The sequence below is a fragment of the Mesorhizobium sp. M2C.T.Ca.TU.002.02.1.1 genome (genome assembly GCF_003997225.1).
The window spans coordinates 1-25,059 of the sequence record NZ_RZTO01000011.1 but is presented as its reverse complement, the minus strand read 5'-3'; the positions used below and the strand labels follow the sequence as shown (position 1 = coordinate 25,059).

20 protein-coding genes are annotated in these 25,059 nt (G+C 59.1%); 6 read left to right on the top strand and 14 right to left on the bottom strand.

Annotated features, from left to right (window positions below):
- Both EOD07_RS01430 and EOD07_RS01425 read right to left on the bottom strand, forming a co-directional pair.
- Positions 1-668 (bottom strand): hypothetical protein (locus EOD07_RS01430; protein WP_127233645.1); only part of this gene is annotated, 668 nt, incomplete at its 3' end.
- A 508-nt stretch (positions 669-1,176) separates the two neighbouring features.
- Positions 1,177-2,118 carry a hypothetical protein gene (locus EOD07_RS01425; protein WP_127233644.1) on the bottom strand — a complete coding sequence of 314 codons (942 nt, stop codon included), beginning with the start codon at positions 2,116-2,118 and terminating at the stop codon, positions 1,177-1,179.
- 288 nt (positions 2,119-2,406) lie between these two features.
- Here EOD07_RS01425 and EOD07_RS01420 point away from each other — a divergent pair, with 288 nt between their 5' ends.
- The 4 genes from EOD07_RS01420 to EOD07_RS01405 are packed head-to-tail and all read left to right on the top strand — an operon-like array spanning position 2,407 to position 9,200.
- Positions 2,407-3,933: a Wadjet anti-phage system protein JetA family protein gene (locus EOD07_RS01420; RefSeq protein ID WP_127233643.1), complete on the top strand. Its 1,527-nt coding sequence runs from the start codon at positions 2,407-2,409 to the stop codon at positions 3,931-3,933.
- Complete coding sequence (locus EOD07_RS01415; protein WP_127233642.1) at positions 3,923-4,573, top strand: DUF4194 domain-containing protein; 651 nt, start codon at positions 3,923-3,925, stop codon at positions 4,571-4,573. The genes EOD07_RS01420 and EOD07_RS01415 overlap by 11 nt, the downstream gene beginning before the upstream one ends.
- Complete coding sequence (locus EOD07_RS01410) at positions 4,570-8,034, top strand: SbcC/MukB-like Walker B domain-containing protein (protein ID WP_127233641.1); 3,465 nt, start codon at positions 4,570-4,572, stop codon at positions 8,032-8,034. Before EOD07_RS01415 ends, EOD07_RS01410 begins: the two co-directional genes overlap by 4 nt.
- Positions 8,031-9,200, top strand: a complete 1,170-nt coding sequence (locus EOD07_RS01405) for a Wadjet anti-phage system protein JetD domain-containing protein (protein ID WP_127233640.1) — start codon at positions 8,031-8,033, stop codon at positions 9,198-9,200. The genes EOD07_RS01410 and EOD07_RS01405 overlap by 4 nt, the downstream gene beginning before the upstream one ends.
- A gap of 227 nt (positions 9,201-9,427) precedes the next feature.
- Here EOD07_RS01405 and EOD07_RS38340 read toward each other — a convergent pair whose 3' ends face one another.
- From EOD07_RS38340 to EOD07_RS01375, 6 genes are all read right to left on the bottom strand, one after another.
- Entirely contained in the window at positions 9,428-9,574 is a 147-nt protein-coding gene (locus tag EOD07_RS38340) for a hypothetical protein (protein ID WP_245469749.1), read from the bottom strand.
- A 182-nt stretch (positions 9,575-9,756) separates the two neighbouring features.
- On the bottom strand, positions 9,757-11,499 hold the full coding sequence (locus EOD07_RS01395; RefSeq protein ID WP_127233639.1) for an ABC transporter permease subunit: 1,743 nt from the start codon (positions 11,497-11,499) through the stop codon (positions 9,757-9,759).
- Between the two features lies 1 nt (position 11,500).
- A complete protein-coding gene (locus EOD07_RS01390) occupies positions 11,501-12,568 on the bottom strand; it encodes an ABC transporter ATP-binding protein (protein WP_245469747.1) in 1,068 nt (355 codons plus the stop codon).
- 60 nt (positions 12,569-12,628) lie between these two features.
- Positions 12,629-13,702, bottom strand: coding sequence for an ABC transporter substrate-binding protein (locus EOD07_RS01385; protein ID WP_127233637.1), 1,074 nt, complete (start codon positions 13,700-13,702; stop codon positions 12,629-12,631).
- Between the two features lie 104 nt (positions 13,703-13,806).
- Entirely contained in the window at positions 13,807-14,694 is an 888-nt protein-coding gene (locus tag EOD07_RS01380) for a succinate--CoA ligase subunit alpha (RefSeq protein WP_127233636.1), read from the bottom strand.
- 5 nt (positions 14,695-14,699) lie between these two features.
- The gene (locus EOD07_RS01375; protein ID WP_127233635.1) at positions 14,700-15,845 is read right to left on the bottom strand and encodes an ATP-grasp domain-containing protein; all 1,146 of its coding nucleotides are present in this window, start codon (positions 15,843-15,845) and stop codon (positions 14,700-14,702) included.
- 216 nt (positions 15,846-16,061) lie between these two features.
- Between EOD07_RS01375 and EOD07_RS01370 the strand changes: the two genes are divergently transcribed.
- Complete coding sequence (locus tag EOD07_RS01370; protein ID WP_127233634.1) at positions 16,062-17,012, top strand: LysR substrate-binding domain-containing protein; 951 nt, start codon at positions 16,062-16,064, stop codon at positions 17,010-17,012.
- 385 nt (positions 17,013-17,397) lie between these two features.
- Here EOD07_RS01370 and EOD07_RS01365 read toward each other — a convergent pair whose 3' ends face one another.
- The 4 genes from EOD07_RS01365 to EOD07_RS01350 form a co-directional block, all read right to left on the bottom strand.
- Positions 17,398-18,273, bottom strand: coding sequence for an alpha/beta hydrolase (locus EOD07_RS01365; protein ID WP_245469745.1), 876 nt, complete (start codon positions 18,271-18,273; stop codon positions 17,398-17,400).
- A gap of 190 nt (positions 18,274-18,463) precedes the next feature.
- Positions 18,464-18,958 carry a MaoC/PaaZ C-terminal domain-containing protein gene (locus EOD07_RS01360; protein WP_127233633.1) on the bottom strand — a complete coding sequence of 165 codons (495 nt, stop codon included), beginning with the start codon at positions 18,956-18,958 and terminating at the stop codon, positions 18,464-18,466.
- Between the two features lie 174 nt (positions 18,959-19,132).
- On the bottom strand, positions 19,133-20,608 hold the full coding sequence (locus EOD07_RS01355; RefSeq protein WP_127233632.1) for an NAD-dependent succinate-semialdehyde dehydrogenase: 1,476 nt from the start codon (positions 20,606-20,608) through the stop codon (positions 19,133-19,135).
- A complete protein-coding gene (locus tag EOD07_RS01350) occupies positions 20,605-21,894 on the bottom strand; it encodes a 4-aminobutyrate--2-oxoglutarate transaminase (RefSeq protein WP_127233631.1) in 1,290 nt (429 codons plus the stop codon). Before EOD07_RS01350 ends, EOD07_RS01355 begins: the two co-directional genes overlap by 4 nt.
- A 65-nt stretch (positions 21,895-21,959) precedes the next feature.
- Here EOD07_RS01350 and EOD07_RS01345 point away from each other — a divergent pair, with 65 nt between their 5' ends.
- A complete protein-coding gene (locus tag EOD07_RS01345) occupies positions 21,960-22,499 on the top strand; it encodes an acyl-CoA thioesterase (protein WP_206519408.1) in 540 nt (179 codons plus the stop codon).
- A 68-nt stretch (positions 22,500-22,567) separates the two neighbouring features.
- Here the strand turns inward: EOD07_RS01345 and EOD07_RS01340 are convergent, their stop codons facing one another.
- Positions 22,568-24,223 (bottom strand): choline dehydrogenase, encoded by a 1,656-nt coding sequence (locus EOD07_RS01340; protein WP_127233630.1) that lies wholly within the window; start codon positions 24,221-24,223, stop codon positions 22,568-22,570.
- Between the two features lie 39 nt (positions 24,224-24,262).
- A complete protein-coding gene (locus EOD07_RS01335) occupies positions 24,263-24,997 on the bottom strand; it encodes a hypothetical protein (protein WP_127233629.1) in 735 nt (244 codons plus the stop codon).
- Between the last annotated feature and the right edge of the window lie 62 nt (positions 24,998-25,059).

Genomic DNA, 25,059 nt, shown 5'->3' with positions numbered 1-25,059 from the left:
TCTCTTAGTATCTTGCCGTCCGGTGGCGGTTCGCGCTGCAAAATCGCCCAGCGAGTGACCTCGTTTCGCAGCAGCAGCCAACCGGCGGAATCCGTGTCCGTCGGGACAAGGCGATCTCGCAGTTGAGCTTCATAGCGATCCAAGTCCGGCAGACCCGTATCGAAGGCGAACAAATTGAAGAAGTCGGCCGCTGAAGAGGCACCGCCGCATTCGGCTTCGATCAACGCACGCGTGGTTGCAGGCACTTTCGATAGATCGACCGACCTCCCGTTCATGCAGACTGCAAAATCGGGGGCGGGAATGCGATTGGTCTTTAGCTGTGCGCTATTTATTGGCCCGTTTGCCTTGGCGCGGGCGAACGATTTCGCCCACTTGGCCAACATGCTCGTGCCTCTCTCTTTCTTTGAAAGGAGGTAGTCCCAGTCGAGCGCATGTTCGGCAGAGTCTACGGTAAACTTGACCTGAACGTATTCGACCGACCCATCCATGCGCTTGGCGACGACGTCGTCGAGCGATTTGACGCTCGGATCGTCGGATTCCAGCTGCACCCACTCGAACAACCCTGGGTCGCGATAATGCCGAATGAGCATTTCAATGCCGACTAGGTCTTGGTACTCGTATCCAGCGCGGGTAATAGCGGTGAATTTTATCGTTTTGTTTCCGGCCAAACCCTGCCCCGGCCCATTATATAGATTGCAAATAACTATCGGTGCCGAGAACCTAGGCTACGGATATGAGGCCAAACCACTTACATATCGACTGTTGAAATTCAAACTGAACGGCGCAGTTTGCACGGATTCTTTAGGCGGCGATTGGATCGACGCCCGAACCTGTGAACGAAAAGGGGGCGAATTCTCGCCGTCCGATCGCCGCACCAGAATAGCCTAGAAAAGACATCGAGAGGCGTGGCGTATTGGGACAGTGCCACATATTCGCTGCGCGACCCCGAATGTCGGCTTCTTTGCGAAGGCAGAGTTGCCTGACAATCTGAGAAGCGGCGCAAACTTATCATTGGCTACAACTTGATCAGACTGAAAGTCTGAAGACCGTCGGAACAGCCAGCCCTTTGCTCCGATGACGCGGTCGCAATCCGCACCAGACCCACAATTGACATTCGCGATTCCCGCGGGTGGCATCTTTGTTGGAAGTTGATGTCGCGAGCGGGCTTCGCCCGACCTAGCGGCGCGAGCGCCGTGAAATAGTGCCAATCGCGGAGGCGTTCTGCGGCTGACCTTCCGCGTTATTCGCAGTTCCGTTCGACTCGGCCGAAGCGACTTGTGTACGCTTATTGGTCTTGGACACCCGCCCGCCGGCTCCAACAACCAGGTAGACAGTCCAGTTCTTCGGTGTACCTACCCTCTTGAGCTCGGCATCCACTTGATCCTGCGTCAGATAGTTGCCTGTCATGTAGATCAGACCTACGAAAAGGGAGTAGCTGCTGTTCGCGTATCCCTTCATGTCCTCGTAGAGACCGCCAACTGCCGATGCCGCCTTCGTCTTGTCATCAACGAACTTCACTTCAATGGCTGTGCCGATCGAGTCAATCCCGAAGTCAGGAAAATAGTTCTTTGTCTGCTTGAGCACAGGTGCCTCGCGAACTACGTCAGGGAACGCGAGTCGTAGAATCAGTTGCAGATGATCCTGAACATCCTTCTCTCGCTTTGGAAGATTACCGGTCCCTTCGATGTAGTACGGCAACTGCCGCAGCATCCTGGTCAGCACGCGTCGCTGCTCTCGTACCTCGGACGGCGTCTCTACAAGCGCGACAAGCAAGTCGAGACGGGAACTGAGCACATCTACCGCCTCATTGTAAGGGCCTAGGTACTCGTCCCAATAGCTCACCTGCCCAAGTTTCTCCTCAACACCCTCGAACTCCGCATTAAAGGCCTTCAGCGATTCAGCCAATTCGAGCAACTCAAACACAATCCCAACAGCGGCGCGCGCGCGAATCGTGTTTGCCTTCAAGATCGCCGATGCGTTCTCGAGGTATTCATCGCGGTGATAATCATTGAGGTGTTCGTCCGCTTCCGCGTACGCGTTGATCTGCAAGCGGCATTCCTGAACCAGCGATTGTGCGGCCCCGAGGGCCTTAGTGACCAGAGAGAGATTGATTTCCATTGGAAAGATGATCCGAGATCGAATTTCAGGATCGCGATGGTAGCGGTTTTTTCACCACAGAGACAATTCTGATCCAGTGGCGGGACGAGCGTTTTCGCATATCCTGGCTCCCTCCTCCGGAAAAGCAAGCGAAGTCTTCGGTGCAAATAGCGCAAGCACAGTCGGCCGGCTCGAGTTTGCAGGAACTGCTTCGAGACCGCTGGATTGTTCTCCACCGCATTTTCTCGGGTTGTTTAGTCTACCAAGTGGTGGCATAAATTCGCGGGCACCTTGGGGTAGACGCCACAAATGGCACTTTTCCGTTATCTTGATGATGACGCGTTCCTGATCTTTTCACGCAAATTCCGGTTCCTCTATGAGGCGGCATTACTAGATACCTACGAGCGCTTCTTCTCTCGTGGAGCCTCCTTCCCCACCCCGCAGGAGGTGGTCCATGCAATCTACGATCTTATCAAGCGGATGCCTGAGCTTCTTGCCGAAGGCGAAGATGTTGGTGAAGGCCTACCTGACCTAGTGTCAAAGCGCCGCCGGCGGCTGAAATTTGCCGGCGAGGCGAACGAGGCTGCAGAGGCAGCGTTGCGGGTCGCAAGTGTTGCCTACCAGAAATTGGTCCAGACCGGTTGGCTCGAAGAGGAAGAATATGGGCTAAGAGTGACCGTAGATATGCCCATGGGCGCGAGCTTGGTCATGCAGCTCCTGGCCAGCCTCAAATCCGACGTGAGCCAGCGTTTTGGCGGCGTCGTTGTCAACGTGAAGCAGAGTCTGGAATTGGCGGCGAAACTCCAGCCGGGCTCTTCGGGAAAAGAGGCCGTGGATGCTGCATATGCCGTCGTGCAGGCGCGAGAACACGCCACCGCCTTTCTCAAGACGCTCAGGGCGATCCTCTCCGACCTGAGGCGCGTCCGCCGGACTATTATGGAATCGCGTAGCATGCGCGAGAGGGTAGACGCATATTTCCAAGAATTCATCGGCGAGTTGGTTCTGAAGGACTTTCAAGCCATCCACACTTTCAATCACCCCTTTAGATTCAAAGACCACATCCTTGACCTGGCTCGCGATATCTCTCTCGATCCCGAGATTATGAAGATGATCGCTTCGGGTTACACCGAGAACGGGATGGCCGACACCCTCGAGAATGGGCTTAGAACAGCAGAAACCGACCTTCTATCGATTCAGGAAGTCTTTGATGGCATCGGCGAGATGTTCGACCGGATCGCGATCTTTCGCCGGCAGCTCGAACAGCGACTCCGCAACACGGTCAAATATGCGGAACAAGGGAGCAGTGGTATTTCGAGCCGGGCCGCATCGCTCATACACCGACTTCACAAGGTAATGGACCAGCGTCCTGCCCTTTCTGAGTTCGCTTGGGTACCCCTCCCGGTCGAGCCGATGCGAACGCCGTGGTCGGAAAGGCACCTCGCGCAGCCGCGGCAACCACGTAAGGCGCTGGAGTCAATGGCGGTCCCACCCAAAGTCCTGGATCCGTTGCTGGCGCTGCGTAAGAAACTCAAGAAGCAGTACATGGAAAGAATCGTTCCAGACGAGAAACAACTACTGCAATGGCTAAATAATAAAGTTCCGCTGGCGGTGGCGAAAGAGGCACGTTTCCTGGAGATAGAAGACGTAGACTCATTCATTGCATTCGATGTGATCCGACGGTTTACCAAACCGGGCGAAGTTCCGCCTTCTATCGCGGCGGCGTTTGAGATCGTGGATGACTCTCAGGGACATCAGCATGATAGCGAGTGGATAAAGTGCGGTAACTTCCTCATCCGGAGACGGGCTGCCATGGCTGGAGGCGTGGATGCTGACTGAGTTCGAGGAGGTCGAGGCCCGATACGGCGGGGACAAGGGTGCCGACCTTCGGAAAGCTTGCCGATACCTCCTCCGTCATCAATTCGTCTATTCGGGCGATCGGGGTGTGGCGACCGTCTATGATGTAATTATGGATAGTCGCTTCAGGAAAGTGATCGACAATTTCTTTGATTGCATTGGCTACCGCGTCCACCGCGAGCAAGACGAACAGTGGGCGGGGATTGTGCTTGATGATGAGGAGATGTCGTCAACACCAAAAATGAGGGCTGACGAGACTATCGTGCTTCTGGTGGCAGCGGCTCATTGGCAGGACGAAGCGAACCAGGGCAATGTTGAAGAGCGTGCGACGGTCTTGACCACATTTAACGTCCTCTACGAGAAATACAGGGAAATGGCCGAAAGGGGCACAAAGATGCTTGTGTCCCAGTCGAGGTTCCAAGACGTTCTTGAGGATCTTGCTGCGCGCAACCTGATCTGGCTCGGAGAGTTCGATCGTGTCCTTCAGGATCGGGAGGTGGTGGTCCGGCCGATAATCAAGCTTGTTTCCGGATCCGACGCGTTGAGGCGCATTGAGGAGCAGGTTGCGCTGGAAGACTATGAACCCCGCCAGCTCGGTCCCGTCGAGGAAAAATTGCAATGATGGAACTCGTGCATCTCACGCTGGTGAATTGGCATTCGTTCACTGTCGAAGATATTCCGGTTAGCGGCCACGTCGGTGTCCTTGGTGAAAACGCGTCGGGCAAATCAACAATCCTCGACATGATCCAGGTGGTGCTCACCGGCGCCAGCGGACGCTACATGAACCTCAATCCAGTCGCTGGTGAGAGTCGTCGCAGAAGCGGTCCGAGGCGCACAGTACAGGGGTACTGCCTCGGTGCCCGTGGAGAGGGCGATTTTCGGCGCGAAGCCTGCCTTACCTATGTGGCCATTAGTTTTCGAGACGCCGATGGAGTGAAGCCCGACTTGACGGTAGGCCTCGCCATGGAGGCAAGGAAGACACAGCCAGCCGAAACCATACTCGGCCGTTTCGTCGTCCGCGGCAAAATATTGACAACAGCCAATTTCTTGCGTGAGCGGCAAGGAAGGCAAGAATTCGCGCAATGGGAGGAAGTAAGGCAATCGCTGGAAAGGGAATGCGGTAACGGTTTCGTAAACCATCGCGACAGCGCCACGGACCACGTCCGGGAATATATGCGTGACTTGGTTCCACGATCGGCGCCGACTTCCGGAAACGCCGCCGCGCTTGCAAAGGCGATTGTGAACGGTATGACGCTTAATCAGGGCCTGTCCGCAACAGACTTCGTCAGGAACTATATCCTCGAGGAGTCTCCGATGAAGATCGGTGAGCTGCGAGAGTCGTTGAAGACTTACCGGCAAGTCAACCAGACTATCAAGAACATGCGGGAGCGTGCGAAGCGGCTGAAAGTGGTCAAGGCGCGAGCGGAAGATTTTAGAAACTTCCTCAATGAACACGTCGAGGAGGACTGGATCAGTCGCAAGGCGAGGTACCTCGCGGCCTCGGCGGCGATGCGGGCACTCGAAGAAGAGGTCAAGGAAGCCGAGGCATCTCTTCTGGCCGAGAGCGAGGAAATTAACGACCTGACCACTTCGATCAACGAAGCGAACCAGGATGTGCACCGCATCATCAAGCAGATCGAAGCGATCAAAGCCAAGGTGGGCATTGACGATCTTAACAAGATGGCCGAAAGCCACTCCTTTTCCGCCGCAGATTGCCTCAAACGGATCTCTGAACGAGTGAAGCATATGCAGCGGATCGCCTCCGCGGCCGAAGCACTCGGAAAGGGTGAATCAAGCTCCCGCGAATTGGCCGCTCACGCGTCCGCGGCGGCCGAGGCGGTCAAGCGTGGGAACACGGAAGCCACGGCAGTGATCGAACAAGCGTTCCTGGCGTCGCTCCCCGTCACCGCCGAGAGAATTGGCAGGGCGCGCAGTGAGGCGGAAGCCGCTTTGCATACCAAGAACGAGGAGGTCGACAAGCTGTCTCGATCTATCGAGGCCGCCGCTTCCGGTTCACGGGATTCTCACCTCGGCGACCATACCCGCGAGTTGATGAGGCTCCTTCGCATGGCCGGGATGGCTCCGAGAGCGCTTTGCGACATCATTGACCTTATCGACAAGGATTGGGGACAAGCGGCTGAAGGTCTTCTTGGTCGAGATAGGGAAGCGATCTTCGTCGATCGCGACCACATCCACACGGCAACGACGATCCTGAGAGAAAACAGGCGGGATCTACGCCAGGCTTCCCTGGTCAGCCTAAACAAGCTCGAGCGATACAAAGATCCGGTCGAGTCAGGTTGGTTCCCTTCGCTCTTCAGGTCCGATGACCAAGACGCAGTCGCCTTCCTGCAGCGCAGATATGGTAATGTGCGGCTAGCCCGCACGATGGAAGAGTTTAACCAACCCGGCCGCGCCCTCATGGCTGACGGCCTTTACGATGATGGGCTGTTACGGGGGACCCGCCTGGAGGAAGCCTTCCGCCTTAAGATCGGTAAGGCGGCGCAGGAGCAACTTTTCCTGGAGCAGAAAAGGCGGTTGGAGGTTCTGCGGGAGGAAATCGAAACCCTGTCCCAGCGCAGGCGCATCCTTTCCGAGGTTGACCGCTCCGCCGCCCTTGTGGCTTCGCCTGCGGACGGCGAGACGGTGGCAGGCCTGCTTGAACGAGCGCAACAGCAGGAGAGGCTAGCAGGAGAGGCTCGGTCCAGGCTGGAGGCGGTCGATCAAGGCGACCTGAAACGCCTATATGAGCTTGAAGAGAAGAAGAAGGTCCAACAGGCCTATGTCCACGCCAGAAATGTCGAGCTCAACTCAATCCAGAAGAGGCAGGGAGCTTACCAGAAACAAGCTGAAACCGCGAGAAAGACGCTCACGGGCCTTACCAACCAAGAGGGTTCGCGCCATTTGCGGAATCTCGCCCGCCGCATGTTCCAATACAGCTGGCGCTTGACGGCTGCTGTGCCAGCTAACCGCAGGTACCGGGAAAGGATCGCGGGTAAACAAATCCCAAGTGATCCATCCGCCCATTACGAAGCACTGGCCGGGATCCATCGTGCGATTGGGCAGCGCGCGGAGGATCGCTCCAAGCAGGCAAAAGATAGAATGATGGAGGCCGACAGGAATGTACGCGCCGCCATGAGGAGCTATTTTGACGTAGCTCCCATAAGCTCGGAGGTGGGAGCAGAAAGCGACATCCTGAAGGACATCCTGCCCTGGGTGGAGGCCACGCTGCGCGATATCGAAGAGAACGAGCTCACGCGGCATGAAGCACTGGCAGCTGAAGCTTCCGAGCGAGTCTCATCTATCTTTCGCGGCGAGTTCGTCAACTCTCTCCACTCACGCATCTCCAAACTGAAGAGAGATATCGACTCGCTGAACCATAGTCTCCGCAATCACACATTCCACGGCGAGCGATATTCGTTCAGCAGGACGCAAGTGGCTCAGTACGCGCCGATCTTGAAAGCGGTCGAGATCTACGTGACTTCCGAGGATGCGCTGGATCTTCTCTTCAAGGGTGAGATACCCGAAGGCTCCCCCCACAAACCCGTGCTCGACGAGGTGAAGCGCATCCTTGAGGATCCGGATACCGACTTCGACAGTTTTGAGGACTATCGGAGCTTTTTCGTTTTCGAGATTCACATGGAGAACCTCGATACCGGACACAAGACACGCTGGGAAACTCGCCGTGGCACGGGTTCCGGAGCCGAGCAGCAAGTCCCGCTTTACGTTGCCATCGGTGCCTCGCTGGCCTCCGTTTATGGGACCGCCGAAGGAAGATCGGGATCGCAACTTGGAATGGCACTCGCCGTCTTCGATGAAGCCTTTGCCAAGCTGGACGGCAAGAACCAGCGGCAAATGATGAGCTTCTATGAGAGCCTAGGCCTGCAGGTGATCGTGGCTGCGCCACCCGAGCGGCGGCCCTCACTGCTCGGCTATATGCATGCCATTGTTGAGGTCGACAACATTGGCAATGGGCAATCGGAGACGACAGTAGTCCAAGTCAAGGAAAAAGCTCGCAAGGAGCTGCAGCGGATCAACCCCGAACTCATGGATGATGAAGCGCTGCGTAGGATGGCAGCCGAGTGAAATTCACCGATCCGATTGCGCTTCTTTCTCATCTGCTGGATAGGCACGAGGACGGTCGAGCAGGCGCACGTGCTTACCCGGACAACGGCGCTTTTTCGAATATCGTCGAGGCTGACCGCTTTCGGAAGAAGTTGGAAGAGGCAAGCCTGGCGGGTGCAGTCGAGCTTCGAATGGAGACCGGGCGGCGAGCCGGCGAAGTCAAGTTCGTGCGCATCGCTGATGTAGCGAGGCTCTACTGTTTCGTGGAACGAACTCCTTCCAGCCAGCGCTCAGCGTCAGCACTCGAGGATTTGTTTCGTCGAGCAGAGCTGGCTGTCCCGTTCGCTGAGCGTGCGCGGGAAGCTGCTCAAGCCTGGTCCAGAAATCGGCGGAGGGCGGGCATTGCTCCCGGCGACATAGTTTCGCTTGAGCGGGCGCTGCTCCTCGCGCAAGCGATATACAGACGGCAACACTTAGGACTGGACTACCGGACATTCTCCAGAAGGGCCGTTTCCGATAGCAAGGCATTGGAACGGCTCGAGGCCGCCGTCACAAAGGTCCTTCGAAGCATATTCACCGACATCCCCGAGGGCGCGACGCCCCGCGAGGCGCTTGGTACGCTTGGGGTGGAGAAGGTGCCTCCCCCTCTCCTCCTCTCGGGACCGGTTACTCTTGGAGCTTCCCAACCCGACGTTTCCTTCGTTGGCGTCCCAGCCGACACGATCACCAGCGTCGCCTTCAGCCGGACACCTGAATACGTACTCGTGGTAGAGAACTACACAAGTTTCGTCAGACATGTGACCGAGGCTGATCGAGATCGCCGCGGCCTTGTTCTCTATGGCGGCGGCTATCCATCTGTAGGACTCCAAAAGGCGTTTGGCTCGATTGCCCGCAGCATCCCTGCGGAAATTCCATTCTACCATTGGTCCGACATTGACCCTGATGGCATCTGGATTTTCCATACAGTCGAGAAAGCATTCGGCCGTAGGCTGCTCCCACACCTCATGACCATTGAGTTAGCGGAAATGCACGGCAATCCCCCGCCGCTGGCGGCAGGCCGAGTTGCAAAGGCAGGCGGATCGATACTCTCGGAGCTGGCTGCCTATCTTGCAAAGCCTGGCGCAAAATACATGGAACAGGAAGAACTCGATCCTATGATCCCGCCCCCATCAGGAACTGCACGATAAGGCCCTGATGCTGATGATCGTGTTCGTAGAGTCCTACAACCGGTCGAGACCGAGTCGGAAGCGGACTGGCCGCCTTAAACGGACATCGGAACCTAGATAATTGTATTCGGTCGACGCATCGTGGACCTTCCCGCTGATAGCTCTGCGATTCCGCGTCACCTTGCCGACGTGATGGGTCAGCTCGCCATTAAACTGACGTGGCTCCCCTCACGCCGCTGCGGAAGCTTTCATCTCAGCGCAATCGACGACTTTTGCCGCGCCTCCAAAAGCCCACTCAGCCAGTCGGGGTCCATCCTTGGCACTGACGAGAGCAGCAGTTTCGTATAGGCCTGCTGTGGCGCATTCAAAACCTGTTCGTTGCTTCCCCGCTCCACGACCTTGCATTTATGCTTGACGGCGACCTCGCTCGGTGGCTGTAGCACGTGAAGCCATATTTCTGCGTCGGCAGGCCGCAGATCGAAATCGTTTCCTGCTGGGCGGGCCGCTAAAGATCACGACGACCTTCTTTCTCTAGGTTGTCTTGATACCTTCTTTCCTGTCGAAACTCGATGGTCATTCAGCTAGGCCGGGCCACGCGCGAGCGAAGCAACTCCGTGCTAACGAGAAAGACAGAAATCAACACGACGGAGATCGTAGACACGGCGGCTAGAACCGGAGTGATGTCTAGGAACGCATCAAGCCACATCTTCTTAGGCAGCGTCACCACATTGCTCCCGCTTAGGAACATCGAAATCGTCACATCGTCAAATGACGTAATGAAGGCGAAAGCGAAGGCTGTCAGTAGGCCTGGCCGGATCAAGGGAAGGGTCACCTTGCGAAGCGTTGAGATGCTTCGAGCGCCGAGCGTCCAGGCAGCGTGATCAAGTGCGATGTTGTAGTCGCGCAAGACAGCCAGTACCGTGATCAGCACATACGGCACGGCGAGAACCAGATGCCCTATGATCAGCCCGCTATAGGTGTCGATCAGCTTCAGCCGGGCGAAGAAGTACATGAGCGCGACGCCGATAATGATGCGCGGGATGATCAGCGGTGCGATCGCCAGCGAGATAAGCACGCCTTTGCCCTTGAATGGCACGCGGATGATGACGAAAGCGGCGGCAGTTCCTATAATGACAGCTAATGCCGCCACCATGAAGCCGATGGCAAGGGAAGCAGATGCGGCGCCGACCCATTGGCCGGAAGTGACGAGCTCCTCATACCAGCGCCAGGAAAAGCCGACTGGCGGCCACGCCAGCAGGGATGTCCGCGTAACGGAAATCGGAACCAGCACCAGTACGGGCAACATCAGGAACGCCATCACAAGTCCGGTGATCGTGGCCAGAATCCGGCTTCCGATCCTTCTGAAGATCAGGCTCAGGCCGAGCGCTCTGCCGACAAAGTCACATATGTATCCGATCGCGCCGAGGAGGCGGACTCCGATCGTGCCCGTGCCCATGCCGACCGTGCCGCCCGGCGTCCCGACGAGCGATGCCAAGCCGAACACGCGGCCGTAGACCGCTAGCACCAGAAGCGTCGTCGCGAGCAGGAGGACGGAAAGCGCTCCCGCGAACGACCAGTTCACGAGTTCCTGTACCTGGCGAATGATAATCTGGCTTATCATCGTCTGGCTCGCGCCACCCAACAGGGCGGGCGTGATGAAAAAGCCAAGCGACGTCACGAACACCAGAACCGCGGCTGCCGAGACGCCGGGAAACGAAAGGGGAAAGAATATCCGCCAGAACACCTGCGAGCCGCCTGCCCCCATGACCGCGCCTGCCTTTGGCAATTGCGGATCGATCTCGCACACGACCGGCAGCATCGTAAGGATCGCGAGCGGCAGCAGCGCATGAACCATGCCGACAATCAGGCCCAGCGAATTGTACATTAGGTGAAGCGGGCCGCTGGTGACCGAGAACGACATCAGCAGATCGTTGATCAGTCCGGTCCGCGAGAGGATTGCGATCCATGCGAACGTTCGTATCAGGAAGCTTGTCCAGAATGGGATCAGCACGAACAGGACAAGCTTGCGTCGGCCAGCAGGCGGAAGCCTGGCCAGATACACGCAGACCGGATAGGCGATCAGTACCGACACCACAGTGACGGCCGCCGACACGTACAGCGTGTAGACGATAAGCTGGACGTAGACATCGGAGCGGAAGACCTGGCGGTACTGATCGAGACCGATCGCTTGGCCGGGCCCGACGAAACTCAGCGAGAGTAGCGACCCGACGGGATAGAGAAAGAAAATGCAGACGACCAAGGCAAGCGGAACTATCGGGAGAAACTTCCCGATCCTGTTTCTGAATTTCGAGCCAAGCATCTTACGCTTCCACGAAGCGGCTATCCTGGGAAAGCCAGCCAAGCTTGACTTTGTCGCCGGGGCCGAAGTTCTGGGAACTCTCCTCCGACAGCCTAATAGCCAGCAGTTCTGGCCCAAGCGCGGTGCGGACGGATATTTTCGTCACCGGACCGATCATCGAGACATCCGAGACTTCACCGACTAGATTGTTCTCAAGGGATGTCGCTGAAAGCGACGAGATCTTCAGCGTCTCCGGCCTGACTAGCACCCCGATTTCATCGTCCTCCCGGAAAGAGCCGGCAGCACGCCCACGGATGACGGCATCTCCGATCCTGGCGACGGCCATATCGCCGTCGCGGTGCGAGAAGCGGGCCGACAAGCAATTCGGTTGGCCCAGAAAGTCCGCCACATAGGCGGACTGCGGCGCGTAGTACAGATCGTCGGGCGTGCCGAGCTGCTCGATCCTGCCCTCTCGCATCAGGCAGATCCGATCCGACATTGAAAGCGCCTCCTCCTGATCGTGGGTCACGTAAATGACGGTCGTGCCCGTCTGTCGGTGGATTCGCTTGATCTCGACCTGCATCTGCTCCCGCAACTTCTTGTCCAGCGCCCCGAGCGGCTCGTCCATCAGAATGATCGAGGGCTGGTAGACGAGGCAGCGAGCTAGAGCGATGCGCTGTTGCTGACCGCCGGACAATTGTTTGGGCCGCCGTTCGGCAACCCCCGGAAGGTGTACCAGCTCCAAGGCATTGCGTACCCGATCCCTTATCTCCCCTTCCGGAAGGCGGCGCACGCGCAGCGGGAATGCGATGTTCTCTGTGATGGAAAGATGGGGGAACAAGGCGTAGCTTTGAAAGACCATGCCAAGGCCCCGTTCCGACGGATGGGTCCAGGTGGCATCCTTTCCATTGATGAAAAGCCTGCCGGATGACGGCTCGGCGAGGCCTGCGATCAGCTGGAGCAGGGTCGTCTTCCCCGACCCCGACGATCCGAGGAGGGTGACGAACTCGCCCTTCCTTATTTCAATGTCGAGCGGCCGGACCGCGATCACGTTGCCATAGCTCTTCGAAAGCTGTTCGGTTTTCAGCATTCCCATACACCTGTTCGTGTCGACGACCGGGCATGGCCCGGTCGTCGCAAGAGATTGCGGTCAGGTCTTGATGATCCAGGCGTCGAATGCTTCGACCGCCTTGTCCTTGGCCGGACCCCAGCCCTTCGGATCCTGATAGACCATAGTCTTGAAATGCTCCGGATTGGTCGGAAGCAACTTTGCTCTGGCCGGATCGATATGATCAAAAGCCTTTGGGTTGACCGGACCGTAGGCGATGCGCTTTGCGAATTCGGCCTGCCGTTGTGCGTTGGAGCAGAATTTGATGAACGCGCGAGCTTGTTCCAGGTTCGCGGTTCCCTTAGGAATGCACATGCCGTCCATGCCCCAGACGGCGCGGTCCCAAATCAGCGAATAGGGTGCGCCATCGTCGATGGCTGACTGCGCCCGACCGTTCCAGACGACAGCCAGATCGACTTCGCTGGACTTCAGCAGCAACGTCGACTGCGCGCCGCCCGTCCACCAGACGTCGACGGAAGCTTTGATCTGGTCCAGCTTCTTCAGGGCCCGATCGATGTCGAGCGGAAAGAGATGGGCCGGATCGACGCCATCCGCCAGGAGCGCGGGTTCAAAAGTATCAGTGGGGTGACGGCGCATGGCGCGACGACCGGGAAATGCTGTCACGTCCCAGAAGTCGCTCCAGCCCTTCGGCTTGGCGGCCGCGAAGACCTCCGTGTTGAACGCGAACACGGTTGCATACACGCTCAAGCCCATCCAGTGGGACTGTCGGGCCTCCGGAACGATTTCGGCCATGTCGGAGCCACTGGTGTCCAGCGATTCATAGTATCGCTCGATGGGAAGTGCGGCTTGAGCTGCCGCCGTCAGGAACGTCACGTCCCAGAGGATGTTCTGGGTGTCCACTTGGCTTTTGACCATTGCCGTCGGGTCGTGCTCGGCGACGGTAGGATTTATGCGTACACCGGATTCCCGCTCGAAAGGCTCGTAGAAGGCGGCTGTAAGTGCGGTGCGCCAGTCGCCGCCGGGATCGCGGACGGTAATCGTTTTGGCGTCAGCCCGTGCAGCCCGGACGATGAACGGAGTTGCAAGCGCTGAACCGCCAAGGACCTTCAGGACGGCGCGACGATGAATGTTGGGAAATTTCGTAAGATTGCTCATAGCGTTCCACCTCTTGCTTTGTTGATTTTCCAAATTCCAGAAGCGTCGTTCCCGCTCCTAGTCCCTTTCCGTTTGCAGCCGATGCGGACATTCGGCATCGGCGGCTAAGCCGCCGATTCCTTGTCGGCCGACCGATGCATCTCGACGAGGGTCGGGACGATGTCCTTGAACGCCTCGACCACGATCGCGCCCGCCCTCCTGAAGGCATCGACCTTGCTCGCATATCCGCCGATTCCGTTCCGGATGATCGCGCCGGCGTGGCCGAAGCTCTGACCGTCTTCGACGTATTTGCCGGACGTATAGGCCAGCACAGGCTTCGTCATCTGCGAGGCGATCACTGCCGCAGCGTCCTCCTCGTCACGGCCACCTATTTCGCCAAGGAGCACGACGATCCGGGTTTGAGGGTCCTTCTCGAAAAGTGGCAACAGATCGGCATAGCCCACACCCTTCACAGGGTCGGGGCCCACCGAGACGATCGTGCTGATCCCAAGGCCCTCGCACTTCATCTCGGACAGGACGCCGTAGGCGATCGAGCCTCCCTTCGTGACGATGCCGACAGATCCCGGCATGCAAATCTCGTCGGAGAAATAGCCGGCCTTCGATTGAAGTGCGGAAAGAACGCCGCTGGAGTTTGGGCCAATCAGCATCGTGCCTGCGCGATTGGCCGCTTCGCGGATCTCCAGCGCATCGTGAACGGGTACGAACTCGGTGAGGCAGATGACCATTTTGATCCCGGCGGCGATCGCCTCGAGCATCCGCTGCTTGACATCGAACGGATCGTTGAAAAACAGAGCCACCTCGGCGCCGGCCATGATCGCCGAGCGGAAGTCAGTGTAGACGTCTATGTTGTCCTCGTGCGGAACCTGGCCGCAGCCGACAGCGCCGACAAGCTTCGTGCCGCATGCTTTCATTTCGTTGCATTGGCGCAAGACCATGCTGCTGCCTATGCCGCTCACGACAATCCCAGTGGTTCTTCCGATCAGAATGCTCATGTCGTTCACGTCAGGTAGCTGAGGGTTGCCCCGATCGCCTCTTTCAGGCTCGAGCAGTTGTGGATGCCGGCATCTCGAAGAAGCGCCGTGGCTTTCGCGCCGCCATTCCCCTGGAGGTGGACGACCATCGGCTTCGCTGATCTGGCCCGATTGGCGCTAATGACGGGAAGCAGCGCTTCGGTGATGCGATCTATGCGGTTGCCGCTCGAGATCATATTTACGAGAATGACGCGCGTATTGTCGTCTGCGTCGAAATCGTCGAGCACCGACGCGAGCGTTTCAGGAGCATTCCCGGACGAAAGCGACGCGTCCATGTCGATTGCGCCTGCGAGCGACTGGCTCTCCGACGCGATCCAGTCCGATACCGTCAGCGCCATGCCGCCGCCAAGCCCAACCAAGCCGACGGTGCCTCGCCGGCCGAAACGCTGCAACGTGGAGACCTTCTGGGATTTGGGCCAGCCATGGCCGCCGCGCCGCAGATGCAGGAGCTTGCGAATAGCGGGTTGGCGGGCAACGGCAGAATCGTCGATGTCGATCCTGGCATCTAGCGCCAGCAGCGACCCGCCTGACACTTCGGCCAGCGGATTGATCTCTGCCATTACGGCATCCGTTCCCCGGAGCAAGGATTCAAGACGGGCGCAGACATCAAAGTAGGCGTCCCACTGCGGCTGTGGGAAGCCGAGAGACTGGAACGTCAGCCCTATAGTTTCGCGCATGTCAAAGACGGTTCGGCGCAACGGGATCCTGGCGACGGAGCCGGGATCCGATTGGGCACGATCCTCGACATCGATCCCTCCGTCGCGGCCGATCATCAGCCAGATTTCGTTCATCGTGACGGTCAGCGCGACATAGCGTTCCCGGAGGACGACGACCTTCGGTTCCAGCCGCAGGCTCGTGACCGGATAACCGCTGATCTGGCGTCCGATCATCGAGGCAAAGATGGAACGGGCCTGGAGGGGGGTGTCCGCGAACATGATGCCGCCGTTCTTGCCTCGCTTGCCGACAGGTATCTGCGCCTTCAACGCGATCGGGAACTGCAGCTCAGGAAGAGCGTCCTCCAGTTCGGTTGCGTCGCTCACCACCGCACCTTCCGGGGTGGCGATGCCGTATTGCCGCAGCAGGAATTTGCCTTCGTCCTCGTACAGAAGCATTGCTCAATTCCAGTCGCGGATCGGCAATGGCGTATGAATGGGCAATAACCCGCACGCTGCAGGCCGCGCGTACCTGTGAGAAAACATTTCCTAACCTATCAGCTATTTTTCTTACTCGATCGCGGGATGCCTCGATCCCCAATTGTTCCTTGCTTTCTAGCAATTCCGAGAGCCAACTACGATTCAGAAAGACGGCAATGAGAGTGTAGAAAAACTATGGTATCGACAGGGCACCGCCTCCCTTCCCTGAATGCACTGCGGGCGTTCGAGGTCGCGGGCCGCAGCCTGAATTTTAGGATCGCGGCCGAGGAACTAAACGTGACCCACGGGGCGATTGCCCAACACATACGGGCGCTCGAGGCCGACCTAGGACATCAATTGTTCGAGCGCTTGCCACGCTCGCTTGCTTTGACGGACGTTGGCCGCGCCTATCTTCTGGAGGTCACCCGAGCATTCGAACTGCTCACCGAGGCGACGGCGCTGGCGCGGGGCGATCCGCACCACGTGACAATCAACGTAACGCCGAGCTTTGCCGCACGCTGGCTGATTCCACATCTTCAGGCCTTCCGAAGCGCTCATCCCGAGATCGAGGTGAACATTCTGGCTACCGGGCATATGCCGGACTTCCGCGCAGCCAATGTCGACCTAGCCATTAGGGACGGCTCGCCGCCCTTCGGGACGGGCATCCGGTCAGAAATGCTTTTCGAGCGAAGACTGGTCGCTGTAGCAAGCCCCACCGTGGTCGGCGAGCTGGGATTGCCGAGAACGTGCGAGGATCTTCGACGCTTCGTGCTTCTGCACGACATGGAGAACGAATGGCCGGAGTTCCTGTTCAAGGTATTCGGCAAGAGGCAGATAGCCGTCGCTCACAACATTTCGTTCAACCTTGCCACGCTGGCGATTGACGCGGCACTCGCAGGCCAGGGAATCGCTGTCGCGAGCCGTCTCTACGTACAGCAAGAACTCGACAGAGGACGACTTGTTCAGATGATCGACGCTTCGCTGGCCTCTGGCAGAGACTATCACGTCCTGATGCCTGCCCGTTCCAAGAACCACCGGGCCGCCCGGACAGTTTGGGATTGGCTGATCCATGCGCGCGACGGCACTTTGCTCAATTTTCCATTGTTCGGCGAGCGTGAGACCGCTTCCTCAACATCGTCGATCTAGCCAACGACTCACGTCCAACGTTTCGGACGCTAAGGCCATGGATCGCCTCGCACGGTTCGGCTTCGTCCCACTTGACGAACCCGGTTCGACATCTGCTCGACCTAACCGGAATGTCGGTTATGACGGCGAGATGGAACGTGCGCACTTGGCTCCATGTTGTCGCCGGGGGACTTGCTCAATCGCGCTCAGGGGATCGATAAGCTTGGCAGCCGACGCGGCGGCGACGGTCGGTGACGGTGACTGACATGAGCGGGAGGCCGCCGTGACATCGGTCGGGAGGATCTCGATGCCACGGCGGCAAGGTCGTCGCACGACGACCACGGCTTTCTTGCGCCCTCGACGAGCCAATTCACGGCGGAGGCGCAGGCGGCTTTCGCAAGCTCGGTTACCTCAACGAGGCAAGAAACGCGTCAAGGTAACCGTTGAACTGGTCTGAATTCTCCCAGAATGAGAGATGCTTCTCCACAGTCGCGACCTTGGCGGACGGCGTATGTCGTTGCGCCCACTGACCCACAACATCTTTCCAATCAGAGTGGACGACATATAGGAGGGCTGCCTTCCCCTCCAGGGTCTCCAAATCTTTCGAATAGTCCTGATACGCGGAAGATTCGTTCAGAAGGGCCGCGACCCCGTTCGATGTTTGGTTCGTAATCCGGTTCATCCAATCGAGATAAGCCGGCGTCGCCGACTTGACCATGAAGTGAGCGAACTCGTCGTTGACCTTCTCCCGGTCAAGAAGCGGCCCCTCGGTGAAATAGCGCCGATACCCGTCCGAGTCGTCTTTCCGGAACCAGACCCATTCCTTTTGATTGTCATCGCCGCTCCCGGTCGGAGCCGCATCGATCATGATCAAGCCCTTCAAGTTCCCCGCGCCGAACTGATGCACGTAAGACAGGATGTCAAACCCGCCGTTCGACCACCCGCCGAGGACAATGTTCTTGAGCTGGAGACGCTGTATGAACGCCTCAAGGTCTCGGCCGTGCTGCTCGTAGAAATTTCCTTCCAACGTATGGGTCGAGAGCCCTTGGCTTCTTGGATCCATGACAACGAGCTTGAAGTCCTTCGATGCCTTGAAGTGCTGCAATTGCTTCTCGAAGACATCGGACGACATGGTCCATCCGGGCACGAGAAGGATGACTTGCGGTCCGGCCCCGGCGGTCTGGTAGTGAATGGTCAGGTCGTCTGAGACCTTGACATAGTCCGCGCGCGCCGCGCTGGCGGAAGCCAGGAAGAGCAGAAAGCAAGCTGTGACGGTACGCATGATTTCCTCCTCAAGATGGCTGCTAGTTCCGGCCGCCCAGCATCCGAGAAATCGGCGTTGCTTAGTTTCGGCTGCGTGCCCGGCCGCTCTTCCTTAACGCGTTCCCCCAGACAAACGGTACGACGCCCGAACCGACTAATAGCGTGTTGGTGATGCTCGGCGACTCACCGGGAGTCTTCCCGCCTGATGGTCAGCATGCCGCCTTTGTATGGAACATGACCTTCCAGTCGCCATCCTGGCATACCGCGCCCGACTGATTTCGGACCTCGATCCAGAAGGTCACGATTCCGCGGTTCGGATTGGATGTCAGCCGAACGGCGTCGACGCGCTGATAGACATGTATCGTGTCGCCCATCTTTACGGGGGCCTTCAGGTTCCAGGTCATGCCGAGGAAAGCGATAGCCGTCCCTTCCTTCAATCCAAGGCGGAATTCCAGTCCCGTCGCGATCGCGAAAACTGCGGGGCCGTGCAGGATTCGGGTTCCGAAGGGTGTCTGCTTCGCAAACTCCTCGTCCGTGTGGACGGGATTGTAATCGCCTGTCAGGCCCGCAAACATAACGATGTCGGCTTCCGAAATCGTTCGGCGCGGCGTGAGCCAGCTCTGCCCAACTTTGAAATCATCGAAAAACAATGCGTTCGGCCCAACCGTGATTTTCGGGCCTTCCTGCTTCGTTCGGGCATCCATGGGTCTCTCCTGATTTCCGGAATTAATGCCATCCTCGCGAATGCGCGGAATCGCCAGACGATACGCAGGGGGCAACCTTGTGCGTACTTCTAAGACATAATTTTCGACTAGATGGTCAGTTTTGTCAAGCCGCGTGAATGTTGAGAAGATCAAGACCAGAAGCCGCGGCAAGCGCTAGACGCTTAGGCAGAGGTATTTGATCTCCACGTAGTCATCGATGCCGTACTTGGATCCCTCACGGCCCTGGCCGGACTGCTTGACGCCGCCGAACGGGGCGACCTCCGTGGAAATCAGTCCCGTGTTGATGCCGACCATGCCGTATTCGAGCGCTTCGGCCACGCGGAATATCTTCGAGATGTCCCTGGCGTAGAAGTAGGAGGCCAGGCCGAACTCGGTGGCGTTGGCCATTTCGACGACGTCTTCCTCGCTATCGAACTTGAACAACGGCGCGACCGGACCGAAGGTTTCCTCCCGCGCGATCTTCATGTCCGAGGTAACGTGCGTCAGGACGGTCGGCTCGAAAAAGAGGCCGCCTCTCGCATGCGGCTTGCCGCCGACTTTGGCCTGCGCGCCCTTGGCGATCGCATCGGCGACATGCTCTTCGACCTTGGCAAGCGCATCCCGGGAGATCAGGGGACCAGCGTTGACCGAGTGCTCGAAACCGTCGCCGACCCTCATTGCCACGACCTTCTCTGCCAGTTTCTTGGCGAACTGATCGTAGGCGCCGGCCTGCACGTACAGCCTGTTGGCGCAGACGCAGGTCTGGCCGTTGTTGCGGAATTTCGAGATCATGGCGCCTTCCACGGCTGCGTCCAGGTCCGAGTCGTCGAACACGATGAACGGAGCGTTGCCTCCAAGCTCGAGGCTGACTTTCTGCACTTGATCGGCTGCCTGCCGCATCAGGATCTTGCCGACGGCGGTCGAACCCGTGAAGGTGAGCTTGCGCACCTTGTCGTTTTCGGTGAACTCCTTCCCGATCGTCGGCGCGTCAGTCGAGGAGATCACGCTGAAGAGACCACTGGGCAGGCCAGCGCGTTCCGCCAGGACGGCGAGCGCAAGCGCCGAAAGCGGCGTCTCGGACGCGGGCTTCGACACGAGCGAGCAGCCCGCCGCGATCGCCGGAGCGAATTTGCGCGCGAGCATCGCGTTCGGAAAGTTCCAAGGCGTGATCGCCGCCACGACGCCGACAGGCTGCTTGACGACGATGATCCTCTTATCCGGCTGGTGGCCAGGGATCGTGTCCCCGTATACGCGCTTTGCCTCTTCGGCGAACCACTCGACATAGGCCGCGCCGTAGAGGATTTCCCCCTTGGCCTCCGCAAGCGGCTTGCCCATTTCCATGGTGAGGACGGCAGCGAGGTCGTCGGCATTCGCGACCATCAGGTCGTAAAGATTGCGCAGCACGGCCGCGCGCTCCTTGCCTGTCTTCTTAGCCCAGCCCTTCTGCGCCGCATAGGCCGCCGATATCGCGCGGCCGGCCTCCACACGGCCGAAGTCCGGCAGCGTCGCTATGACCTCCCCAGTCGCTGGATTGGACACATCGAACGTCTTGCCGCTTTCGCTGCGATCAAGCCATCGGCCGGCCAAGAGGGCCTTGTCTGTGGCAAGCGAAGAATCTCTGAGCTTCGCCAGGAGCGAACCGGAGATCATGCCGGTCGGGCCTCCGCCGCGCACTCTCGCAGCGACGATTCCAAGATGTCGAGCGCCTCGCCGAAAACGTCGTCTTGAATGGTGATCGGAGCCAGGAAGCGAATGACGTTGCCGTAGACGCCGCAGGTCAGGAGAATGAGCCCCTTAGCGAGCGCCTTCTCGCGGACCTTGTTGGTGAATTCGGCGTTCGGCGCGCTTGAGCCGGGAATCTTGAACTCCACCGCATTCATGAAGCCCGGGCCGCGAATGTCAGATATTTGCGGCACTGCGTCGGCCAGGGAATGCAGCCTTTGCTTCAGTCGGTTGCCGAGGAGTTCGGCGCGCTCGTTGAGCTTCTCCTCCTCGATGACGTCGAGAACGGCATTGCCAGCCGCGATGCCGATCGGACTGCCCCCGTAGGTTCCGCCGAGGCCGCCCGGTCCCGGCGCGTCCATGATCTCGGCGCGGCCTGTGACGGCCGCAATCGGGAATCCGCCGCCAAGGCCCTTAGCCATGGTGGTGATGTCTGCGGCGATCCCATAGTGCTCCATCGCGAAAAGCTTCCCGGTACGCGAAAAGCCGGTCTGGACCTCGTCGGCGATCAAGAGGATGCCGTGCTTGTCGGCGATGTCCCGAAGCTTCGCCATAAACGCCTTCGGAACCTCGTAGAAGCCGCCCTCCCCCTGGACGGGCTCTATGATGAAGGCCGCCACGCGGCTCGGATCGACATCGGCCTTGAAGAGCTTGTCGAGAGCGCCGAGCGAGTCCTCGATCGTGGTGCCATGCAGTTCGAGCGGGAACGGCACGTGGAAGACGTCCGGCATCATGGCACCGAATCCCGCCTTGTAGGGCTGGACCTTCCCAGTCAGCGTCATGCCCATGAAAGTGCGGCCATGGAACGCGCCAGTAAAGGCGACGACGGCCGAGCGGTTAGTGGCTGTGCGCGCAATCTTGACCGCGTTCTCGACGGCTTCCGCGCCCGTCGTGACGAAGATGGTCTTCTTCTCGAAGTCGCCCGGCACAGCGTCATTGAGCCGCTCAGCCAGCCGGACGTAGTTTTCGTAAGGGACCACTTGGTGACAGGTGTGAGTGAAGCGGTCTAGCTGATCCTTGACCGCCGCGATGACCTTGGGATGGCGGTGTCCGGTGTTCACGACGGCGATGCCGGACGCGAAGTCGATGTAGCGTCGTCCTTCGACATCCCAGATCTCCGCATTCTGGGCGCGAGCCGCATAGACCTGCGTCGTCACACCGACGCCGCGTGAGATGGCGGCCGATCGGCGGCTGGCGGCATCAACGTTGAGCATTTGGTTCTTCCTTGGAGCTTCGATAGGACACCGCGGCAGTCCGCCGACAGGCGCTTTCAAACCCCATGATCCGGATTTTCGACTGGATAGTCAAATATAAAATCTCTAAGGTCAAATCGCTCTTGGCAGTGGCTCAATGGCTCATGGGCAGCATCGCTGGAGATGGGCCGCTCGGACGGAAGGCGATTCAAATGCGGACCTATTCGGGCGTCGTCTATCCCGCGCAGACCGATGCGATGGGCCATATGACCGTTCAGTACTATATCGCGGCGTTCGACCAGGCGATGTGGCACCTGGTCCACGCGCTCGGTTACCGACCTGAATGGCAGATGGATCGCAGGGAAGGTTGGGCCGACGTACGCCATGATGTGACGTTCACCAAGGAGCTGCGTGTCGGCAGCCTGTTTTGGGTCGAGAGCTCTGTCGTCGCGATCGGCAGAACATCGCTTTCGACTCGCCATCGGCTTTTCGATGCCCATCGCGAGCTCTCGTCCACCGACGAAGTGAAGTCGGTCTACTTCGACCTCAACGAGCGGAAGGCGCTTTCGCTGCCCGAGCCAATTCGCAAGTCGGCGAACGACCGCCTGGCCAACGCGCGCGATTAGAGTCGATCGGCAAAGGTCAGCGAGGAAGGCATTCCAGCCATTCTATGTGCTTTTGAACGGAACGGGACCTATTGAGTTTTGGCCCGATAAAACGCCGCGTCGGACGGCGGCAGCGACGTGTTTCTGATGAGATCCGCCGCCTTCTCCGCGATCATGATCGTGGGTGCGTTCGTGTTGCCGTTCGTCACTTCGGGCATAACCGAAGCATCAACGACACGCAACTTGTCGATCCCGTGAACTTTGAGGTCTCCATCCACTACAGCGTAGCTGTCGCTTCCCATCTTGCAGGTGCCGACGTAGTGATATCCGCTCTCTGCGTGATTGCGAATGAATTCGTCAAGGTGAACGGTATCGGAAATGTCGAATCCAGGCTTCAGCTCCTTCCCCCTGTAAGGACGCAGCGCGTCCTGTTGGAGTATTTCGCGCGACAGCCGGATCGCGTTTCGTGAATCCACCCAGTCCTCATCCTCCGCCAGATAGTTCGGCTGGATGGCAGGGTAGTCGCTCGGTTGGGACGACCTCAGCGACACCGTCCCGCGGCTCTTCGGACGCTGCGGCCCAAGATGAACCTGGAAACTGTGACCGGGAGCGGAAAGCCGTCCAGAATACTCCGCCGCCAAGCCTACGAAATGGAGTTGGACATCCGGCCATAGCTTGTCCGGAGAGCTCCTGACGAAGCCGCCTGCTTCGAAGAAGTTGGACGCGCCAAGGCCAGTCTTCGTGGCGTACCACTGCACGCCGATCTTCGCCTGGTTGAGCGGCTTCGTCGCCTCGAAGTACGAGAGCGGCTTGGTGCATTCGTAGGCTACGATGTATTCGAGGTGGTCCCCAAGGTTCTTCCCGACGCCGGGCAAGTCCACCACGACGTCGATTCCGTGTCGCCTCAGCGCATCGGCATCGCCGATGCCGGACAGCATGAGCAGCTGCGGCGACTGGATCGCTCCCGCGCTCAGAAGGACCTCCCGCTCCGCCTGCACGGTGCGCACCGCGTTTCCGCTCTTGAACTCGACTCCTCTTGCCGCACCGCCTTCGACGACGATCCTCGAAACCTGCGCTCCCGTTACCACGTCGAGGTTCGGCCTCGCCATCGCCGGATGCAGGTAGGCGCGGGCGGCACTTTCGCGAACTCCGTTGTGCACGGTCATGTCCATGCGTCCGAAGCCCTCCTGGCGGTATCCGTTCATGTCGCCGACGGGCGGGTATCCGGCCTGGTAGGCGGCCTCCAGGAAAATCTGGTAGAGCGGGCTCCGGGCGATCCCCTTCGTGACGCGCAGCGGACCGTCTCCGCCTCTGTATTCATCCGCGCCCTGGTCATAGGTTTCGGAACGGCGGAAATAGGGCAGGCAGTGCGCATAGGACCAGTGCGCCAGCGCCTGATCCTTCGCCCAGTTGTCGAAGTCCATGGGATTGCCCCGAACATAGACCATTCCGTTGATCGTGGACGAGCCGCCGAGGACTTTGCCGCGGAAGAGCGGAATCTGGCGGCCGCCGAGCGCGGCAACCGGCTCGGAGACGAATTGCCAGTTGTAGGTCTTGCCGTTCAAGGGGTAGACCAGCGCGGCAGGCATCTGAATCCGAAAATCCCACCACCTGTCCGGCCCCCCGGCTTCGATCACCAGGACGCTCGTGTCGGGGTCTTCCGTCAGACGGTTTGCGAGGACGCAGCCGGCGGAGCCCGCTCCTATGATGATATAGTCATACGCCGCTTTTCCGCCGTTCGACATCAATTGCCTCCAAAACGCATCGTTGTTCGTAACCGGCGGCTAGAGCCATGCGATGGGCGTCGCGGCGAACCCGAAGCGCAGCACGCTCTCGATCCCCCTCGGCCGTGACCAGATTTCAGGCGTGTCGTCAGCGTATGCGGCGGCCCGATCAGCTATCGTCGAAAGTCGCCGCGACATCTCCTCGGAGACGGCCGATCGCCCGAGGGTGGACGCCCAGTTGGCGCAGGCAAGCTCGATCGCACCCAGACCGGGAAGGCGGGCCGACAGCCTGCCGCGCCATTCATCGGCGATCGCCGACGCCTCAGCCAGCGCCCGGGATGTTTCGCCGCCTGCCTGCAGCACCATGGCGAGGAGGAACCTGCCCTTCAGGCGGCTCGCCTCCCCCCATTGGGCCAGGGTGCCCTGCTCCACGCTCCGATAGTACTCGGCATGTCGGCTGGCCAAGCGCATGTGGAACGCATTCGACCTGGGCGTCAGAAGCGGCTTCGCAACCACATCCGACGCAAGGACCACGGCCCATCGCCGGTCGGCGTCTTCCGCTATCTCGCGCGCGCGGCCGAACTCGCCGAGCTTGAAGGCGCACACGGAACTCAGATGGCGCGCGACGGCGATGGCCACCTTGCGTTCGGCGTCCGGAAGCGAGCTAGTGTCGTCGTCGCCGACCGTGGCCTGCAGGCTCAGCCCGGACTTGACCAGCTGGCACCAGGCCCAGAGTCGGTCGATCGCGTCGTCGCCGGGACTGCTTTCAGACACCGATGTAGGCGACACGGACATGTTCGTCGTCCTTCATCAGCGCGGCCTTTCCGGTGAGGGAAATCCGGCCCTGTTCGAGCACC

Excerpts from the sequence above, each read along its gene's own strand:
- EOD07_RS01425 (WP_127233644.1), bottom strand. The coding sequence starts at position 2,118 with ATGGAAATCAATCTCTCTCTGGTCACTAAGGCCCTCGGGGCCGCACAA.
- EOD07_RS01355 (WP_127233632.1), bottom strand. The coding sequence starts at position 20,608 with ATGATCTCCGGTTCGCTCCTGGCGAAGCTCAGAGATTCTTCGCTTGCC.
- EOD07_RS01380 (WP_127233636.1), bottom strand. The coding sequence starts at position 14,694 with ATGAGCATTCTGATCGGAAGAACCACTGGGATTGTCGTGAGCGGCATA.
- EOD07_RS01395 (WP_127233639.1), bottom strand. The coding sequence starts at position 11,499 with ATGCTTGGCTCGAAATTCAGAAACAGGATCGGGAAGTTTCTCCCGATA.
- EOD07_RS01350 (WP_127233631.1), bottom strand. The coding sequence starts at position 21,894 with ATGCTCAACGTTGATGCCGCCAGCCGCCGATCGGCCGCCATCTCACGC.
- EOD07_RS01360 (WP_127233633.1), bottom strand. The coding sequence starts at position 18,958 with ATGGATGCCCGAACGAAGCAGGAAGGCCCGAAAATCACGGTTGGGCCG.
- EOD07_RS01420 (WP_127233643.1), top strand. The coding sequence starts at position 2,407 with ATGGCACTTTTCCGTTATCTTGATGATGACGCGTTCCTGATCTTTTCA.
- EOD07_RS01365 (WP_245469745.1), bottom strand. The coding sequence starts at position 18,273 with ATGCGTACCGTCACAGCTTGCTTTCTGCTCTTCCTGGCTTCCGCCAGC.
- EOD07_RS01415 (WP_127233642.1), top strand. The coding sequence starts at position 3,923 with ATGCTGACTGAGTTCGAGGAGGTCGAGGCCCGATACGGCGGGGACAAG.
- EOD07_RS01375 (WP_127233635.1), bottom strand. The coding sequence starts at position 15,845 with ATGCTTCTGTACGAGGACGAAGGCAAATTCCTGCTGCGGCAATACGGC.
- EOD07_RS01385 (WP_127233637.1), bottom strand. The coding sequence starts at position 13,702 with ATGAGCAATCTTACGAAATTTCCCAACATTCATCGTCGCGCCGTCCTG.
- EOD07_RS01410 (WP_127233641.1), top strand. The coding sequence starts at position 4,570 with ATGATGGAACTCGTGCATCTCACGCTGGTGAATTGGCATTCGTTCACT.
- EOD07_RS01370 (WP_127233634.1), top strand. The coding sequence starts at position 16,062 with ATGGTATCGACAGGGCACCGCCTCCCTTCCCTGAATGCACTGCGGGCG.
- EOD07_RS01335 (WP_127233629.1), bottom strand. The coding sequence starts at position 24,997 with ATGTCCGTGTCGCCTACATCGGTGTCTGAAAGCAGTCCCGGCGACGAC.
- EOD07_RS01345 (WP_206519408.1), top strand. The coding sequence starts at position 21,960 with ATGATCCGGATTTTCGACTGGATAGTCAAATATAAAATCTCTAAGGTC.
- EOD07_RS01390 (WP_245469747.1), bottom strand. The coding sequence starts at position 12,568 with ATGCTGAAAACCGAACAGCTTTCGAAGAGCTATGGCAACGTGATCGCG.
- EOD07_RS01340 (WP_127233630.1), bottom strand. The coding sequence starts at position 24,223 with ATGTCGAACGGCGGAAAAGCGGCGTATGACTATATCATCATAGGAGCG.